This window comes from Desulforhopalus sp. (assembly GCA_030247675.1).
Taxonomy (GTDB): Bacteria; Desulfobacterota; Desulfobulbia; order Desulfobulbales; family Desulfocapsaceae; genus Desulforhopalus_A.
On record JAOTRX010000002.1, the window covers coordinates 1,389,049 to 1,407,749 of the forward strand.

The following is an 18,701-nucleotide window of genomic DNA, read 5'->3' on the forward strand; positions in this document are numbered from 1 at the left end:
ACAGCGGGACTGAAGAACTCAATTTATTCATCGCCTTCCATTCCTCCCCATGTGAAAGGTTCTATGTTAAATTGATCCTTTAGTTCCTCGATAGATTGTTTTGTTTCAGCTCGGGAGTCAATCTCCAGAAATCCATCTTTATTAATAAATAATCCGACAGCAAAGGCACCACTATTTTTTCGGTATAGAACTAAGACCAGTTTTCTCCCTTCTTTATTAATTCCACTAAGGATAATAGGCTTTGTTTTTATAGCTGCATCAACTTCTGTAGGTCTTGGTGGGTTTTTAAAGCATTCTATCAAAGCTCCCTGCGCATATTTTTCTGCCGTAACTGCATTAAATTCAAACCCAGAAGCATTGTCAGACACAGCATCCTGAGTGAGAAAAGTTAAAAATAGAAAACACAAAGACATCAACCAAATTCTAACCCCCTTGCCATGCCAATTTTCCATTGAATTTAACATTTTTTCACCTTCGTATTCTGGGGGCCGTTTATCTTCTCTGCAAGGAGAAATCCACTGGTTCTGGGAACAGTATTTCTATCACTTCGCTACTTCAACGTCTTCTTAAACCTCCCCACTGCAACCGTTAGAAAAGTCACGGTCAAACCGGCCTGGATGAGGATCGCCGGCCAGAGGGCGGTCACCCCGACATCCTTCATAACGATGCCGCGGAGGATCTCCAGGTACCAGCGCATCGGATTGCCGAAGGTAGCGATGCGGATCGACTCGGGCATATTGGTGACCGGAAAGAGAAAGCCGCTGAGCATGACCGAGGGCATGAGCACGAGGAAGCTGGTGAGCAGGGCTTGCTGCTGGGTATGGGCGCTGCCGCTGATGATCAGGGCGATGCCCATATTGCCGGCGAGGTAGACGCCGGTGAGTCCGTAGAGCAGCAGCAGGCTGCCGCGGACATGGACGCCGAAGACCAGATAGGCGACGATCAGCATAAAGGTCATGGAGATATAGCCGGTGATCATATAGGGGATGGTCTTGCCGAGGATGAACTCGGTGCGGCGGATCGGCGTCACCATGACCTGCTCGATGGTGCCGATCTCCTTTTCCCGGACGATGCCGATGCTGGTCAGCAGCAGGCTGAAGATAAAGAGCATGGTGGCGATCAGCGACGGCACGTAATAGTAATGGCTTTCCTGGTTGGGGTTGTACCAGGCGCGGCTAACCGTGTCGATCTGTACCGGCGGGTCGATGCCCTTCCTGGCCAGACGCTTTTTCTGGATCCGGTCGTTGTAGTCGGTAAGGATATAGCCTGCATAGCCCTGGACGATAGCGGTGCTGTTACTGTCGGTGCCGTCGGTGAGGAGCTGGACCTTTGCTGTCTGGCCGTTGTACAGATCCTTGCTGAACCTCGCCGGGATGTGCAGCACCGCCCGTGCCTCGGCGCGATCGAGGATGGGGGTGATCTCGTCCTGACCGGTCAAGGTCGCTGAGATGCGGAAATATTTGCCGGCGGTAAAGGCGCTGATGAACTCCCGCGAGGCCGGCGTCTTGTCCATATCGAGGACCGCCATGCGGATATTGTTGACGTCGGTGGTCAGGGCAAAGGCCATGACGGTCATCTGGATAACCGGCGTGCCGAAGATCACCACCCGCATCCGCGGATCGCGGAGCATCTGCAGGAATTCCTTGACCAGCATGCACAACAGGCGTCGCCACATCGCTTCCATGGTCGCTACTCCAGCTTGAAGGAAAATTTGCGGTTGGCGACGACCATCATGATCAGCGCGTAAATCACCAGAAACAGGGCGTTCAGCCAGAGGATCTCAAGGCCGATGCCTTTGAGGTAGATGCCGCGGAGGATGGCGATGAAATAGCGCGCCGGAAAGATATAAGTCAGGCCTTGCAGGGGGATCGGCATGTTCTCGATGGCGAAGACGAAGCCGCTGAGCAGCAGGGTCGGCAGAAAGCCGGTGATGATCGCCAGCTGATTGGCGAGGACCTGGGATTTTAGTTTAATGCTCAACAAGAGCCCGAAAAACAGGGCGCCGGTCAGAAACAGCGACGACATTGCAAAGAGCAGGGCGGCGTTGCCGACGATCGGCACGTTGAAGACCCACTTGCCCATAACGACGGCCATGGCAACGTCGATCATGCCGATGGCGAAATAGGGGACGACCTTGCCGAAGATCAGTTCCGGCCCGCGCAGGGGCGTCGAGATGAGCTGCTCCATGGTGCCGGTTTCCCATTCCTTGGCGACGGTGGTGCTGGTGAGGAGTGCTGCGACGACGATCATAACGAGGGCGATGATGCCGGGGATGAGGACGTTCTGGCTGCGGAGGCCTGGGTTATACCAGGAGCGCTGTTCGAGATCGACCGGCTGCTTCAGCTTGCCGCGCCCCTTGAGAAGCATCTGCTCGGCGGCGACGGTGCGGGCGTAGATTGCCCCGATGTTACTGGCGTAATTCATGGCTAGGCGCGAGGTGTTGGCGTCGCTGCCGTCGCCGATGATCTGGATCTGCACCGGCTTTGCCGCCTGGACCTTGGCGGCGAAGTCGCCGGGGATGACGACGGCGACCATGACCCGGCCGCTGTCGAGGTCCTTCTGCAGTTCCTGGTAGTTGTCGCGGCTGGTCTTCAGGGAAAAATAGGGCGAACTGGTGAAGAGACTGAGCAACTCGCGACTTTCCGGGCTGCGTGACTGGTCCCAAACGGCGGTTGGGACATTGCGCAGATCAAGGGTCAAGGCGTAGCCGTAGAGGAGGATGAGGAGTAACGGGATTGCCAGGGCAAGGGTTAAACTGCGCCAGTCGCGGATGAGGTGCAGGGTTTCCTTGCGGGCGACGGCGGTCAGGCGGGTGAATTTCATGACCTGGACCCTCCGGCCGGGTCTTCGGCATTTTGCCGGTCGACCTCTTCGATGAGTGAGATGAAGACATCCTCCATGCTCGGCATGATGGTCTCGATAACCGCGTTGCCTATGCCGCGTTCGGCAAGAAGTGCCCGTACCGCAGCCTCGGCGGCAGGGGCGTCCGGAGTGACGAGGTGCAGGCCCGCGCCAAACAGCGAGGCGTCGCGGATCTCCGGCAGGGCCTTCAGGGGGCCGATCAGCCCCTCCGGGTCGGCGCAGCGCAGGTCGATGATCTTGTCGTGCATTGCCCTGGTCTTCAGGTCCAGGGGCGAACCGGATGCGATCATCTTGCCGCCGTAGATCAGGGCGATGCGGTCGCAGTATTCCGCCTCTTCCATATAGTGGGTGGTGACGAAGACGGTGATGCCCTGTTCGGCCATGGCGTAGATGAGGTCCCAGAAACGCCGGCGGCTCAGAGGGTCGACGCCGCTGGTCGGCTCGTCAAGAAAGATGATCGGCGGCTCGTGGAGGATTGCGCAGGCAAGGGCCAGTCGCTGTTTCCAGCCGCCGCTGAGAATGGCGGTAATGGTCGTCCGGTGTTCGACCAGGCCGGCCATGGCCAGGGCCCAATCACGGCGCTCGGCGAGTTTCTTGCCGGTAAGGCCGTAGATGCCGCCGTAAAAGTCGATATTCTCGCTGACTTTCAGGTCCTCGTAGAGGGAGAATTTCTGGCTCATATAGCCGATGTTCTGCTTGATTTGTTCCGCCTCCCGGCGGATGTCGCAGCCGCCGACCGTGCCGTTGCCGGAGGTCGGGCCGAGCAGGCCGCAGAGCATGCGGATGGTGGTGCTCTTGCCGGCGCCGTTGGGGCCTAAGAAACCGAAGATCTCGCCTTTTTGGACGGTGAAGCTGATGTCGTCAACGGCGGTAAAGCTGCCGAAGCGGCGGGTGAGGTGTTCGACTCGCACTGCCGGTTGGTCGTCCTTTACCGCGCCGGTACCGATGATCAACTGTTCCCTGGCCGTGCCCTGTTCCTCTTCGCCATCGCTGTCGAGGAGGCTGACGAAGATGTCTTCAAGCGACGGCTCAATCTCGCGGATTTGCTGGTACTTTGCGCCGGTCTGGTGAAGCAGGGTGGTAATCTCCTCCTGACAATCCTCCACGTTCCTGCAGACCAGGTGGACGGTGTCGCCGAAGAGGTTGACACTTCTGGTAAAGGGCAGGCCGCGCAGGGCGTCGACGACGGGGCGGGCCTTGCTGCTCTTGATCGCAAGAATTCGCCCTTCCATGAGTTTTTTGATCTCAAGCGGCGTGCCGGTGGCCAGTAGGCGGCCGTGGTCGATGAGGCCGACCCGGTCGCAGCGTTCCGCCTCGTCGAGGTAGGCGGTGGACAGCAGGATCGCCACCCCATCTTTGCGCAGGCGATGGAGGATGCGCCAGAAATCGCGGCGGCTGACCGGGTCGACGCCGTTGGTCGGCTCGTCAAGCAGCAGCACCTTCGGGGTGTGAATGAGGGCGCAGACCAATTGCAACTTCTGCTTCATGCCGCCCGACAGGTCGCCGGCGCGGCGGTCGATAAAGGGCCGCATATGGCTGAAATCAAGGAGTTCCATGGTTCGCTGCTGCCTGCCCTTGCGGCTCATGCCGTAGAGGTCGGCATAAAAATCGATGTTCTCGCCGACGGTGAGGTCCTGGTACAGACCGAATTTCTGGCTCATATAGGCGAGGTGATCCTTGACCTGCGCCGCCTCGGTGGTGATGTCAAAACCCGCCACCCTGGCGGTTCCTGAGTCCGGATTCATGATCGTTGCCAGCATCCGGAGGCTCGTCGATTTGCCCGCACCGTCCGGGCCGACCAGACCGAAGATCTCGCCGGGGTGGACGGTCAGTGACAGGTCGTGGACTGCGACATTGGTGGCAAAGCTCTTGGTGAGCGTGTCGGCGATAATGGCCGGGATGGCCTGATTGTGGTCGGATTCTGGCATCATGGCAGGTCTCGTTATGGGCGCAGCGATGCCGCGTTAGCGACCGGACATGTCAATGCGTCCGTCGCCCGGCATGCCGGGCTTCAGCTCGCCATCCGGATTGGCAAGGGCCACCTTGATGCGGTACATGAGCTTTACCCGTTCCTCAAAGGTCTGCACGGTCTTCGGGGTAAATTCCGCCTGGCCGGCGATGTAGGTCACCTTGCCCGGATAGGTCTTGTCGGGGAAGGAGTCGGTATGCACCGCTACATCCATGCCGAGCTTGATCCGTCCCAGATCCTTTTCGTGGATATAGGCACGCAGCCACGGATTGCCTGTGGCGCCAAGGGTCACCACCGGCGAGGCGGGATTGAGATATTCGCCGGCCTCGGTCGCCGTGCTGAGAACGACGCCGTCCATGGGGGCGAGGAGTTCGGTGTAACTGAGCTGCTGCCGGGCCAGATTAACGCCTTCTTGAGCTGCCTTGGCCTTGGCCCGCGCCTGGTCGATGCTCTCCTGGCGCGCTCCGGCCTTGATCAGGGCGTATTCCGCCTCGGCCTGCCTGAGGGCCGCCGCCGCCCGGTCGATCTGCTCGACGCGCGGCCCGGTCTTGAGAAGACTGAGCTGTTCGCTTGCCGCCCTGGTTCTGGCTGCCGCTTCCTTCATGCGGTTTTCCGCGGTTTCCAATCCGTTCTGATAGGTTTCGAAGACGGTCTTGCTGACGCTGCCCTCCTTGAAGAGCTTGTCGTAGCGGTCAAAGTCGGTCCTGGCCTGCTTGACCTGGACGATGGCCGACTGTTCGGCGGCCCTGGCGCTGGCCAGCTCAGCCTTGCCCCGCTCAATATCTTCGCTGCGGTTACCGCGCTGCAGTTCGGTCAGGCTCTCTTTGGCCTGATTGACCCGGGCGGCCGCCCGGTCGAGGTCTTCACTGCGGCTGCCGGCGACCAGTTCGGCGAGTACTGCATCGGCGTAGGCCAGGTTGGCCTCGGCCTGGGCCAGGGTGATGGTCTGGTCGTTTTTGTCGAGCCGGGCGAGCACCTGTCCCTGGTGCACCGTGTCGCCCTCGTTTACCGTCCGTTCGGCCAGGCGCCCGGGGATGCGGAAACTCATCTGCGCCTCGGTCACCTCGATATTGCCGGAGAAGCGCAGGGTGGTCGCGTCTTTACGGTCTTTCAGGTAGTTGTAGATATTGAACCCGATGATAACCAACAAAATCAGGGGGATGATGATCCGTAGACGCTTTTTCATACTGCCTCCTTGGTCGCGGCAGGAGTTGGAAGGCTGATGGCGGCGATGCCACCCAAAGAGAAGTGCCAGACGAAGTCGGCCAGCCGGTCAAGGTTGTCCTCGGTGGGGGCGTTGTCGACGCTGATTATGCGGATGACCGGCGAGGCCATGGCGTAGTAAATGCACTGGCCGATGATGGAGATGGCGCAGGGCAGGAGCTTTTCCGGGCCGGGGTTGCCGCCGATGATGCCGATGATGATGCTGACCAGCAGGTTGCGGTGCGGCTTGATATAGCGGTCAAGAATCGCCTCGAAGGCCGGGCTCGGATCGAGGAGTTCGCGGGCGATCAGCTTACCCCTTCCGGCGATGCCACCCCAGCCCTCTTTACTTTGCAGGCGGTAGAACATTGAGCGGATAAAGGCCCGCAGGCGCTCTTCCGGGCTGGCCTCCGGGCCAAGATTCATGGTTGCCGGAAAGCGGGTAAAGCCCTGATGGAAGACCTCTTCCAGAACGGCGCCGTAAAGGCCTTCCTTGTCCCGGAAGTGGTAGTTGATGGCGGCAATGTTCGCTTCGGCGGCCTGGGCGATGGTGCGGATGGTGGCATTCTTGAAGCCCTTGGCACCGAAGATGTCGCTGGCGGCAAGGAGAATCCGTTCCTTGGTCGTGGCAGTGTTGTCGCTCATAGTCTTCCTTTTGCTGGGGTTGATTAAAACAGAAGACTAAAACATTTGTTTAAATGCAGCAAGGGGAATTTATCCATGAGATGCAGCGGCGGTAGCAATCGGGTGTCTGGACACCCTTCGGTTCGATTGCAGTGTAGTATGAATTCCACCAGAAACCAGTCCGGGAGCTTACCGGTTGACGTGGAAAACTCCTTGATAATACGGACAGATTTTTGTATGAGTGAAAATATTGTTTTCAAATTATAAGAGGGTGGCAATGTGGTATTTTCATAACCTTTTCCGGGTGCCAAAGGGCGGCGGCCGACGATGATCTCTTGCATACCATGAAGAACGTACCGGCAAACCAGCCACCCGAATCGACCCCACCAACCACAGAGGCGCCGGCCGTCGAATACTCCCTTTCGGCCGGGATGGCGGCGCGCCTGGCACAGCTGAACCTTTCCCTCGCCTTTACCTCATACCAATCCAATCTTCTGTACATGCTGGGAGTCCTGCCCGGCGGCGGCGCCCATCTCCACCAGAGCGCCATAATCAAACCGATGGGTCTGGCCCGGAACGGCAGGGGCGGGCTGGTATTGGCGGCTGGTTTTCAGATAATCGAATTGTCGAATGTCCTGCAACCCCATGAACTGGTCAATCAGAGCTTCGACGCCTGTTATATGCCAAGGACCATCCATATCACCGGTGAGCTTGATGCCCATGACGTCGGCGTCGAAGCGGACGGACGGATCGTCTTTGTCAATACCCGCTACAACTGCCTGGCCACATTGTCAGCAAAACATAGTTTCAAGATGGTGTGGAAGCCCGCCTTTATCTCCAGCCTGGTGGGTGAAGACCGCTGTCATCTCAATGGCCTTGCCATGGAAGGCGGCAGTGCCGCATATGTCACCGCAGTGAGCCGCTCCGACACCATTGATGGCTGGCGTGACCGCCGTGGTGACGGTGGCGTCGTCATCGATGTGCGATCGAACCGGATCATCTGCGAGGGCCTGTCCATGCCGCACTCACCGAGACTGCATGGTGGCGAGCTGTGGATTGTTAATGCCGGGACCGGGGAGCTGGGGGTGGTTCAGCCGAGCGCCGGAGGCACCGGCATGGGGCGGTTTGAACCCCGGGTGTTTTGCCCCGGTTTTCTCCGTGGCCTGGCCTTTCATGACAACTTCGCCTTTGTCGGTCTGTCGAAGCCGAGGTACAAACGCTTCGAGGGGCTTGACCTCGACCGGCGCCTGAAGGCCGCCGATTCCGAACCGTGGTGCGGGGTGCAGGTCATCGACCTGCAAAAACGTTGTTGCGTCGACTGGCTGCGCATCGACGGGGCGGTGGGAGAGTTGTTCGACGTCGCCGTCATCCCCGGCTGCCGCTGTCCTATGGCGGTCAGCCCGAGTTCGCCGGATGCCGCCGCCCTGGTCACCCATGATGCTGAAGATGATTTGTTGGTATCTGTCGCCGGCAATCCGGAGTAACAAATAGCAGTTGCTGTCAACGAGAAAGAGAGGTTTTACATGCTGAAAACACCAAAGAAATCGCTAGATGTATGTCTTAAGGCCGGCGTCCTTCTGGTCAGTTTATCCTCAGGCTATGGTCGCGCCCTGGCGGGGAGTTGCACCGGTGCCGGAGGCAGCTATCTCTGCGGCGGGACGGCGCAACCAGGGGATGATCTTACCATCACTCGCACCCTACTCACGTCTTTGACGGTAAAAACACTGCCGGGATTCGGTATCGATACCAGCATAACTGGCGGTGACGCCATGTTTTTGCAAAGCACCGGCAATCTGAATTTCATCGATCGCAACCACTCGAATATTACCGGTGCCGAAGCGGGCATTGTAGCCCAGGCAGTAGGCAGCGGCGGGCTATCGATTACCACCAGTGGAGCTGTGACGGGTATCAGTGACCCAGGAATCATAGCGATTACCACCGGGACCAATCTGACTATCTCAACGGCAAGCGTCTCTGGCGGAACCGGTGGTATAGAAGCAATGAACCTCGGTAGCGGGGCCACGACAATCACCGCTGGCGGCCCGGTTACTACCGGTGCAGGCAACGGCATTTTCGCACAGAATAATATTATGGCGACCAGCCTTACCATTACCGCCGGCAACGTATCGGGAGGGGCACTTGGGATAGGTGGGGCCAACTTCGGCAGCGGGGCATTGGAAATCACCGCCAACGGTACGGTCACCGGAGCATACGGTGGTATCATTGGAATAAATTCGGGCACCACTTTCACCATTACCGCCGCCAATGTATCGGGAGGCCAGTTCGGTATACAAGCCATAAACCAAGGCAGCGGTCCGCTCACCATAACCACCTCTGGGATGGTCAGTGGTGGAGCGGCCGGCATTGTTGCCTACGGCCTCTACGGCGCGCCATCGACCATAAACATCAAAGGGCAGGTGCAAAACTTTTCCGGGTCGCCCGGAGCTATGGCCATTGCAGCCTTCATGTCTCCGACTACAGTCAATATCGATCGTGGAGCGACGGTTACTGGCCTTATTATCCTCAGCCCTGAAAACGATCTGGTCAATCTGGCCGGTACGCTGAATAGTGACGTGGTGGCATTGGGAGACGGCAGCGACACCTTTATCCGGGTAGGCGGCTCGTCGTTCAGCGGTATTGCCGATGGCGGGCCCGGTAGCGATACTCTCGGTTTTAACAATATGGGAACGGTACATGCCAGTTTTCTTGGCAGCAATTATATCAACTTTGAAAATATTGGGATTTATGGCGGCAGCACGACCTTTACCGGCGACTGGGTTGTCTCCCCCGGTACGACGACAATCTACCGCGGCAACCTCTATGTCGACGGCAGCCTGCAGACCACCACGCTTACCGTCAACCGCGGCGGGCTGCTGGGCGGCAATGGCGATATCTATGGCGATGTAATCGTCTACGGCACGATCTCGCCGGGCCATTCCATCGGCACCCTGACGGTCAACGGCTCAGTGGACTTCATGCCCGGCAGCACCTATGCGGTTGAGCTTGCTCCGGGGGGGATCAGCGACCTGCTGCGGGTTAATGGCGAGGTGACGATCGACGATGCCCGGCTGCTAGTCTCTCTCAGGCGGGCTTTATATGCAACCGGCGACCGCTGGCGGATCCTTGAGGCAAGGGATGGAATTCATGGCAGGTTTTCCTCTATCGATACCACCTTCACCTCCGAGACCCTGTCCTTCCGGCAGCAGGTCTACGGCGGTAAAATGGACCTGATCCTGTCACGCACTCCCTACGTCACCTTCGGCGACACGGAAAACGGCACGGCCGTCGGCGCGGCCCTCGATAGCATACTGCCCGTGGCCGAAGGGGACATGGCCGGATTGCTGATCAATATGGATTTTGCCATGGACAGGCGGCAGATCGCCGCCACCCTCAGGGAGCTCAGCCCGGAGATGTACACCTCTTTCCCGGCGGCGGGGCTTGCGGCGGCGGGGATTTTTGGCGAGGTGGTGGCGCTGCGGCAGCAGGAAATCGGCCTGCGCACCATCCTTGCCGATGACGAAGGCGGGCGGCATTGGAACGTCTGGAGCAGGGTCCTTGCGGACTGGCTGGACCGCGACGGTGCAAACGGTGTCTCCGGCTATACCCAGGAGAGCGGCGGCGTCGTCTTCGGCATGGACCGCCGCATCGGTTCCCTTGCCCGGGCCGGAATGCTCCTCGGCTACAGCGACAGCGACCTGTCCTGGGATGATCCCGGCCACAGCGGCACGGTGACTGGCAGGCATATCGGCGTTTATGGCGATATCCGCAAAGATGGCGCCTATCTCGACGGCTCGGCGGGTTTCACCAGCCTGGAAAACAGCGGCAGGCGGTACATCGATAGCTCGGCCTTCACCGCCTCTGCGGCTGGAAGCTTTGATTCCTCCGTGCTGAACGGTTCCCTGACCGGCGGCTACGACTTTGCCTTTGCCGGGACACGCCTTGGCCCGATCGCCACTATAAGTTATCAATATCTCGATCAAGATGGCTTTACCGAGAACGGTGCCGGAGATTTCAGCCTGCGTGTCGGCGGTGTTGATGCCGAGTCGCTGACCGCGGCAATCGGTGCCCGCCTGCTGGGTTCCTATGGCAGTGGCCAGTGGCGCTTTCTACCGCATGGTGGGCTGCATTTCCTCCATCAATTCAAGGACGATGCGGTGGACATGAGCGCTAGTTTCGTTGATTATCCGGCGGCGAGTTTTACCGCCACCGGACTCGACCCTGTTGAAAATTCCGCCCTGGTCGGCTTGGGGCTTGCGGTGGAGTATGGCGTAAACCTGCAACTCTATTTGGATTATTCCGCCGCCCTGGCCGATGAGGAAACCGGCCATCTGTTGTCCGGCGGTCTTGCCTGGAAGTTTTAGTACCTTAGAAATTCAATCCTTGTTGTCCAGAGGATGAATTTCGTGAAGGTACTTACACCCCCTCAAGGGGGCACGAAAAAGAGTCCCCTCTGCTGTGGGAGGGGATAACACCCCGCGAAGGGTGTTGACCGGCAGTCTTACAGGACTTCCATGGTGAGGTTGCCCACCCCTCGTTTATCAAGGGACAGGGCCTGGGCGAGTTTGTAGCTCAGGTCGACATCCCGGCCTTCGATGAAGGGACCACGGTCGGTAACCGTTGCCGTGACCTTCTGGCCGGTGTCGGGATTCTCAAGAAGGACCTTGGTGCCGAAGGGGAGTTCCTTGTGGGCGATGGTCGCGGCGTGCATGTTGAAGCGGTCGCCGTTGGCCATGGTTTTGCCGTGGTATTGGCTGCCGTACCAGCTTGCCACCACCTCTTCTTTACCGGCAGGCTTTCTCGCTTCGGGAATGCGCAGGGTCTGGCCGATCTGCAGTGACCGGGGGTCGGTGATATTATTCAGCTTGAGAATCTCCTGCGGATTGACCTTGTAGACCTTGACCGCCAGACCCCAGACGGTTTCCCCCGCCTTGAGGGTGTGGGTCCGCTCCTGGGCGGCCGGCGTTTCTTGCCGGGTGGCGGCAGAGGCTTCCTTCCTTTTGGCCACCGTCTTGTTTTCCGTGGTTTGCAGGGTGTCGGCAAATGATGGCCTTTGCCGGCCGGTGACTTGGCTGTCCTTCTTGCCTGACCTGTTGCCGGTAACGGCTATACGGCCGGCCGCCTGCGTGTTGTCCTTCTTGCCGGCACGCCAGTTGTTGTCCATCATTTTGTTGACGTAGGCAATGGTGTCGCTGCGTCGTATCTGGTATTCCATGATTCACACCGCCAGTACTTTTTTTAGAGAGCCATCTTCGGAGGTTCTTTATCATGGGTATCGGCAGAAGCCTCGCGAAGCTTTAAGGCTATCCTGAGGGGAACTGTTCCCTGCCAATCTTTCCCGGCAGCGCCTGGCGATAAATCATGCGCTGCTTCCGGCAAAAAACTGTCGAAGTGCAATTTTACCTGCGGCCGTTGGCCCGGGAGGGTGGACAAAGCCGTTTCTTGGCCGCTTCCAAGTCAAAAAAGTCCGGGTCGAAATCGGGACGGCCGGTCAGCTGGTACAGCTTGTCATGGTTTTTGCTACCGGGATTTGTCCGGGTGGCGAGGAGGGCTTGGTATTCGTGGATATCAGCGACGTTTTCCGGCGGGCAGGCGCCTTCCCCGGCCATGATAACCGGGTATTTCAGTTCCCTGGTCGGCGGCACGACCTCTTCCAGGTCGATCAGGTGCTCCCAGCCCTCACCGGCACTGTAAAGGTAGGTAAACAGAAAGCCCATGTCGTCCTCCAGGGTGTGGAGTTTATACCGGTGCTCATCAAAACGCTTTGCCTCACGCAAGGCAGCAGGATTCAGAGTTGGTTCATAGCAGATCTTGCCGACCAGAAACTGGTGCACATGGTCGCCGCTCCAGCCCATGCTTTTCTGGATGACCTCGTGCAGCTGCGCCAGGGTAAATTCACCGGGCACCTGGATGCGCCGCCAGATCAGCGGATCGGAAAAGGCGATGGAGATATGGAGGACGTAGCTGGCAACCGGTTTTTCGTCTTTTTTAGCTTCCTTTGCAGAGGTCTTTGGGAAGAGCCCATTGATCACCTGTGCCATAATTTCTCCTTTTTCCGTTTTTACATTGCAGTTGCGATGTCTTGGCTGGTGCCGCCTAAACCTGACAAAACAATACCAACTCCTTTCCGGAAATAAAGGTGGGCAGGTAAAATTTCCCGTTTAAATAGGGGGACACTATATCTATTGACAGTGCCAACGACTACCGCAACCCTGCAATGACCACTGGTCTCTAGTCTGGTCATTTGCTTTACTGGAAAGATTTTTGATATAAATAGATTAAGAGGATGGGTGATTTGATACGTTCAGCAGGGTGTGCCTTGTCCTGGTGGAACGGAGTGCTGTATCCCATATCTAGGGCGTTCTAAAGCTGAGTAGAGCAGCTTGCCTGCTCTTACGAAACTTATGCCCTTGCGGTATAAGATGGTTGAGGGTGGTTACTGAAACCTGGACAGGAAGGTTGTTTCCCTTTTTATTGAAGAGAGCATTTATGAGTCAAAGTGGATTGAGGATCGTTATGGCGATGATGCCCGTGGTTCTGGGGCTTGGCTGTTTGGGTAACATTTATGCCGCAAGCGGCGAAAGCAATGAATATCTGGATCTGGATATTACTCAGTTGATGAACATCAAAGTGACTTCGGTGGCGAAAAAGGAGCAGTCGCTGGCCGATGCTGCCGCTGCCGTTTTCGTCATCACCCAGGAGGATATCCGCCGGTCAGGGGTGACTACCATTCCCGATGCCTTGGCCATGGCCCCGGGATTGCAGGTTGCCAAGATCAGCGCCTCGAAGTGGTCGGTTTCCTCGCGCGGCTTTGCCGGGTATACCTCGAATAAGCTGCTGGTTTTGATCGATGGCCGCTCGGTCTACTCACCGGCGTATAGCGGCACCTTCTGGGACGCACAGAATACCCTGCTGGAGGATATTGACCGGATCGAGGTTATCCGTGGCCCGGGCGGCACCCTCTGGGGTGCTAATGCGGTGAATGGTGTCATAAATATCATCACCAAAAAGGCTGATCAGACCCAGGGTGGTCTGGCCAGGCTCGGCGCGGGCAATCAGGAACCCTTTATGTTCGGATCCCGTTACGGCGGCAAAATCAGCGACACGGCGTACGGGCGTGCCTATTTGACCTACAATGATCATGGCGAAAATGTCCTGAAGAGCAGTGATACCGACGCAGGGGACCAATGGCAGTCCGCTCAGGGGGGATTTCGCATGGACGGCAAGCCAAACGACGGCAAGGAATGGACCCTCCAGGGTGATCTCTACAAAAACACCGGCGACCAGACCTTCTCGCCTTTCTGGATCAGCCAGCCGCCTTTTATGACGACCCTCTACGATGAGGTCAACAATAAAGGCGGAAATCTGCTAGGCCGGTATCGTCAGGAAATCGACTCGGAGAGTGCTGTTGCCTTGAAGGTTTATTACGATAACAATGAGCGCGATGACGCTGTATTCAAGCTCGCCTTCAATACCTTTGATATCGATCTGCAGTATGAAACCAAATGGGGGCAACGGCAGAATTTGATGATGGGGACGGGCTATCGTGTTGTTCAAGGTGATTTCGATCAGAGCTTTCAGGTGTCTCTCCCCGACCGAACCGATCATCTGTACAGCGCCTTTCTCCAGGATGAAATCAACCTGCTGGCCAATACCCTGTGGTTGACTCTTGGCAGTAAATACGAACATAACGGCTACACCGGCAGTGAATGGCAGCCTAGCGCCAGGCTGCTGTTGAAGCCGGCGGAGCAGCACTCCCTGTGGACCTCGGTTGCCCGGGCAGTACGGACGCCGTCCATCGTTGAGCGATACGGACGGGTCACCATGGGGGTTTTCCCGACAGCCATGGGCATTGGCACAGTCACCTTCACCGGCAACCCGGATTTCGAATCGGAAATCCTCTATGCCTATGAGGCTGGTTACCGCTGGCAGGCGCGCGACAACCTGTCCTTTGATGTGGCGGTTTTCTATAATGATTACGAAGAAATATATACTGCTATGCCGCAGCCGTCGCCGACCGGCTACGATTATGTATTCGTCAATGCGGTCAGTGGTACCGGGCAGGGGATTGAGGTGGCGGTCGATTGGAAGGCAACATCGCGGTTATCTTTCGTGCTTACCTATTCCTATCTCGAACTGGACTTGACTGAAGACGCCAGCATTCCGCGCGAGGCCGGCAGCTACCTGTTAAACGATTCGAGTCCACGGCACCAGGGCTCAATGCGTTCCTCACTGTCCCTTGCCGAGAATTGGCAGGTGAACCTTTGGCTTCGCTATGTCGACAGCATACAGGGCCTCAACAGGGCCGATCAGGCATCTGCAGGGCCGGCTGAAATAGATGCGTACCTGATAACTGATCTCAACCTTATCTGGACACCGCGCAAGGATCTTGAGGTCATGCTCGCCGGTCAGAATCTGACAAAGGGTCAAAGCTTTCAATATATCTCCGAGTATTCAACACCGGCAACCGAGATCGAGCGCGGTGTCTATTGCAAGCTGACCTGGCGTTTTTAGCCACTTGAAAATGCAGCGGTTGATCATGCCTATCTTCTTCCACATTTTTCTTTCCTTGTTGATTATCTGCTTTTTGGGCAGGCCATTGGTGGTGCGAGCAGCGGACGAAGATCTGGAGCAGAAGGTTAAGGTAGCTTTTTTACTGAACTTTGCCAAATTCACTGCCTGGCCGGAAGTATTCTGGCCTGCTGACCGCTCGGATTTTATTCTGGCAATCATCGGTGACGATCCCTTTGGTTTGGCCCTCAAGGGTGTAGATCAGAAACAGATCTACGGGAAATCCATCCGCTTGCAGTATGCCGGCACCCCATCTGCCGATCTAGAAAATTGCCAGCTTGTTTTTGTCAGCAAATCGGAAAAAGACAACTTACGGGGGATTCTCAGTTTTACTGAAGGTAAGCCAATTGTCACTGTTAGCGATATTGAGGGATTTGCTGCTGCCGGCGGCATTTTTGAATTTAAAAGAAAAGATGACCATCTCTCCTTTATCATTAACAACAGCAAGGCCAGGCAGAGTGGCATTCATATCAATTCATCGCTTCTTAAGCTTGCCATTGAGGTACTGTAATTGGTCATGAGAAATTGGTTTCGCCATTTACCCATTCGCTACAAACTGCACGCCATTGTCCTGCTTTCCTGTACGGTTGCCTTGACTTTAGTGATGTTTGCCTCGTTTTGCAGCCAGTGGTTTCTCGTTCGCAAGCAGCTTGCCGACGAGGTACGCACCCTGGCCATGGTCATCGCCGAAAGCTGCAGCGCCGGTATTGCCTTTGAGGATAGGCCGGCCCTGTCAACGATCCTCAAGTCCTTGGCAGCTAAGCCGAATGTCGTTTCCGGGATGATTTACAACGCCCAGGGGCAACTATATGCCAAATATCAGGGGAATGGTTCATCGGATGTCCATGAAACGCTGCCGGAGGGTCTGAAGGAAAAAGGGTACCAGTTTCATGGTCAGCACGTCGAGGTGCTGCAACCCGTAATTTTGAATAACGAAACCATCGGTTTCCTGTTCCTCACGGTCAGTCTCACGGAAATCAATCGCAACCTCATGCTGCTCGGATCGTTTATGGTCGTCATGCTGATTCTCGGCATTACCAGCACCTTGTTTTTTTCCAGGAAAATGCTGGAGGTGATTATTCACCCCATCGACAAATTGTCGGCGATTATGAATCGTATCTCTAAGGAAAAGAAATATGACCTGCGTTGTCATGTCGACAGTAAGGATGAGTTGGGCTTGTTAGCGGCTGGATTCAACGATATGCTTGCCCAGATAGAGCAGCGCGATGCCTCCCTCGAAGATGAGGTGAGAAAACGTACCCGCGACCTTCTTGAGGCAAAAGAGTCGGCTGAGGCCGCCAACCAGGCCAAAAGTTCCTTTCTTGCCAACATGAGCCATGAGATCCGCACGCCGATGAATGCGATCATCGGCATGACGCAGCTGGCTCTTGAAAATCAGCAGGACCCCAAACAACAGAAGCTGCTGCAGACGGTTAAAACTTCCTCCGACAGCTTGCTCGGCATTCTCAACGATATCCTTGATTTTTCAAAGATTGAGGCCGGGCAGCTGCAATTGAGCCATAAACCCTTTCTGATGAAGCAGTTCCTCGAAACGATCATCTCAACCATGACAGTACCAGCGAACGAGAAGGGCTTGTGCCTTGAGCTGGTGCATGATTTCGATAACAAGTCGGTTTTCGTCGGCGATGATCTTCGCTTGCGGCAGATCTTTTTCAATCTGATCGGCAACGCCATCAAGTTCACCACGAGCGGCGCGGTCACCGTAAAGGTCGAACGGCTGCGGGACAACCTCCCTGGGGAAGGGTGTTGCCTGCTCAATTGCAGCGTTCGAGACAGCGGGATCGGAATAACCCCGGAGCAGCAGGAGCGGATCTTCAACGTCTTTGAGCAGGCGGACAACTCCTACGTTCGCAAATATGGCGGCACCGGTTTGGGTTTGACCATCAGCAGACAGCTGACCGAGATGATGGGGGGGAGGATCTGGGTCGAGAGTTCTCCGGGGCTTGGCAGTACCTTTCATTTCACCGTTCAGCTGGCGGAGGGGACGGAAGACATGATCCCGCCGGTCAAGAGAGTATACGATTCGGGATTGCAGCAGCTCGACGGCCTCTCCATACTCGTGGTCGATGACAATGAAGTGAACCGTGATCTCGCCAGGATGGTGCTGGAGGTCGACCACCGGGTTACCATCGCCGGGAACGGGCTGGAGGTCCTTGAAGTTTTGGCGGGGCAAGGGGATTTTGATGTTATCGTCATGGACGTACAGATGCCGGGAATGGATGGCTTGTCGGCCACGAGAATCATTCGCGCCATTGAAAACGGCGAGGCACTCCCTTTTGCCCTGGACGATGGCCTGGTACGGCGTCTCGCTGGAAAGCTGTTTGGACAACATATCCCGGTAATTGCCATGACCGCCCATGCCATGGGCGGCGATCAGGAGATGTGTCTCGCGGCCGGTATGGATGATTATTTAACAAAACCTTTTCAGCCCGAACAACTGATCAGCATTTTGTTCAGCCTCCTCGACGCTGGCGATATCAAAGGGCCGCATATAGCTGAGTTGAGCCGTTTGTCTGCTCAAGAGAAATATAAGCCCTCGCGGCATCTAAAGAACAATCCGCTGCCGGCCGCATCACCTGCTCCTGCTTCGACCTCAAGAAGTCCGGCAACGGACAGCGAGGTGTTGGAAGGTCTTCTGCGTATGGTGCACCTCACCAGGGAACAGGCCGAGCAGCTGTTGGCGTCCTCCCGCAGGAATATCACGATATCGCTAGCAAAATGCGAACTCGCCTTGCGAGAAAAAAGATACCAGGAGTTGGAAAAACTGGTGCACAACCTGAAAGGGACCTTGCTGCAATGCGGTCTTTCGGGTTGGGCGGAATTGGCGCAGGAGATCTGTGAACAGGCGGGCGGCGAGGCCCCCGGCAACCTCGCTGAACAACTGGCGGCATTGCGGGCTGGATTGACTGCCCTGCTCGTCGATGAGCAGGAAAGAACCGCGGATGCCGGGCCGACGGAACAAACACCTGCGGCTTGGCAACGTGACGGTGGAGAGACAACGATGAAAGGTAAAATCCTCGTGATGGACGACGAGGCGTTAATCAGGGATATTTTTGTCGGTTTATTTGAATATCTTGGCTATGAAGCTGATTTTGCAGGCAATGGTGAAGAAGGCGTGAAGCTCTATAGCAAGGCCTTGCAGGAAAAAACACCCTATTGGCTGGTTATCACCGATCTGCAGGTGACCAAGGGGAAGGGGGGCTGTGAGATGGCCAAGGAGATCTTCGCCATGGATCCCGCCGCCTGTATCCTGGTTTCCAGCGGCAACTCGCAGGATCCGGTGGTACTCAATTACCGGGACTACGGTTTTAAGGGCGTACTGAATAAGCCGTTCTCAATCGAGGGACTGAAGTCGGCTATCGAGGGTTTCCATCACTGATTCCGGCAAGGGAGCAGCTTGCCTTCAGTAACCAAGCCTTTCGGCTCTACGCCGCCTCGATCCCCACCAAGAAAA

The 18,701-nt window shown here is 56.6% G+C and carries 13 protein-coding genes; 5 read left to right on the forward strand and 8 right to left on the reverse strand.

Features of this window, described 5'->3' with window-relative positions; genetic code table 11:
* Positions 1 to 23 precede the first annotated feature (23 nt).
* The 6 genes from OEL83_06075 to OEL83_06100 all read right to left on the reverse strand — a co-directional run bounded on the left by OEL83_06075 (position 24) and on the right by OEL83_06100 (position 6,679).
* Positions 24 to 464, reverse strand: coding sequence for a hypothetical protein (locus OEL83_06075; GenBank protein MDK9706600.1), 441 nt, complete (start codon positions 462 to 464; stop codon positions 24 to 26).
* An 86-nt stretch (positions 465 to 550) separates the two neighbouring features.
* The gene (locus OEL83_06080) at positions 551 to 1,684 is read right to left on the reverse strand and encodes an ABC transporter permease (protein ID MDK9706601.1); all 1,134 of its coding nucleotides are present in this window, start codon (positions 1,682 to 1,684) and stop codon (positions 551 to 553) included.
* A 5-nt stretch (positions 1,685 to 1,689) separates the two neighbouring features.
* Positions 1,690 to 2,823 carry an ABC transporter permease gene (locus OEL83_06085; protein ID MDK9706602.1) on the reverse strand — a complete coding sequence of 378 codons (1,134 nt, stop codon included), beginning with the start codon at positions 2,821 to 2,823 and terminating at the stop codon, positions 1,690 to 1,692.
* Positions 2,820 to 4,793 carry an ATP-binding cassette domain-containing protein gene (locus tag OEL83_06090; protein ID MDK9706603.1) on the reverse strand — a complete coding sequence of 658 codons (1,974 nt, stop codon included), beginning with the start codon at positions 4,791 to 4,793 and terminating at the stop codon, positions 2,820 to 2,822. The genes OEL83_06085 and OEL83_06090 overlap by 4 nt, the downstream gene beginning before the upstream one ends.
* 33 nt (positions 4,794 to 4,826) lie before the next feature.
* Entirely contained in the window at positions 4,827 to 6,017 is a 1,191-nt protein-coding gene (locus tag OEL83_06095; protein ID MDK9706604.1) for an efflux RND transporter periplasmic adaptor subunit, read from the reverse strand.
* Complete coding sequence (locus tag OEL83_06100; protein ID MDK9706605.1) at positions 6,014 to 6,679, reverse strand: CerR family C-terminal domain-containing protein; 666 nt, start codon at positions 6,677 to 6,679, stop codon at positions 6,014 to 6,016. The genes OEL83_06095 and OEL83_06100 overlap by 4 nt, the downstream gene beginning before the upstream one ends.
* Before the next feature lie 323 nt (positions 6,680 to 7,002).
* Between OEL83_06100 and OEL83_06105 the strand changes: the two genes are divergently transcribed.
* A complete protein-coding gene (locus OEL83_06105) occupies positions 7,003 to 8,142 on the forward strand; it encodes a TIGR03032 family protein (GenBank protein MDK9706606.1) in 1,140 nt (379 codons plus the stop codon).
* A 39-nt stretch (positions 8,143 to 8,181) separates the two neighbouring features.
* Positions 8,182 to 11,019, forward strand: a complete 2,838-nt coding sequence (locus tag OEL83_06110; GenBank protein MDK9706607.1) for an autotransporter domain-containing protein — start codon at positions 8,182 to 8,184, stop codon at positions 11,017 to 11,019.
* Between the two features lie 137 nt (positions 11,020 to 11,156).
* On the opposite strand, the gene OEL83_06115 is transcribed toward OEL83_06110, so the two are convergent.
* The gene (locus OEL83_06115) at positions 11,157 to 11,870 is read right to left on the reverse strand and encodes a septal ring lytic transglycosylase RlpA family protein (protein ID MDK9706608.1); all 714 of its coding nucleotides are present in this window, start codon (positions 11,868 to 11,870) and stop codon (positions 11,157 to 11,159) included.
* A 184-nt stretch (positions 11,871 to 12,054) separates the two neighbouring features.
* Positions 12,055 to 12,696: a plasmid pRiA4b ORF-3 family protein gene (locus OEL83_06120; GenBank protein ID MDK9706609.1), complete on the reverse strand. Its 642-nt coding sequence runs from the start codon at positions 12,694 to 12,696 to the stop codon at positions 12,055 to 12,057.
* 448 nt (positions 12,697 to 13,144) lie between these two features.
* Between OEL83_06120 and OEL83_06125 the strand changes: the two genes are divergently transcribed.
* From OEL83_06125 to OEL83_06135, 3 genes are all read left to right on the forward strand, one after another.
* Positions 13,145 to 15,169, forward strand: a complete 2,025-nt coding sequence (locus OEL83_06125; protein MDK9706610.1) for a TonB-dependent receptor — start codon at positions 13,145 to 13,147, stop codon at positions 15,167 to 15,169.
* A gap of 88 nt (positions 15,170 to 15,257) precedes the next feature.
* Entirely contained in the window at positions 15,258 to 15,737 is a 480-nt protein-coding gene (locus OEL83_06130; GenBank protein ID MDK9706611.1) for a YfiR family protein, read from the forward strand.
* A gap of 6 nt (positions 15,738 to 15,743) precedes the next feature.
* Positions 15,744 to 18,626: a response regulator gene (locus OEL83_06135; protein MDK9706612.1), complete on the forward strand. Its 2,883-nt coding sequence runs from the start codon at positions 15,744 to 15,746 to the stop codon at positions 18,624 to 18,626.
* Positions 18,627 to 18,701 lie beyond the last annotated feature (75 nt).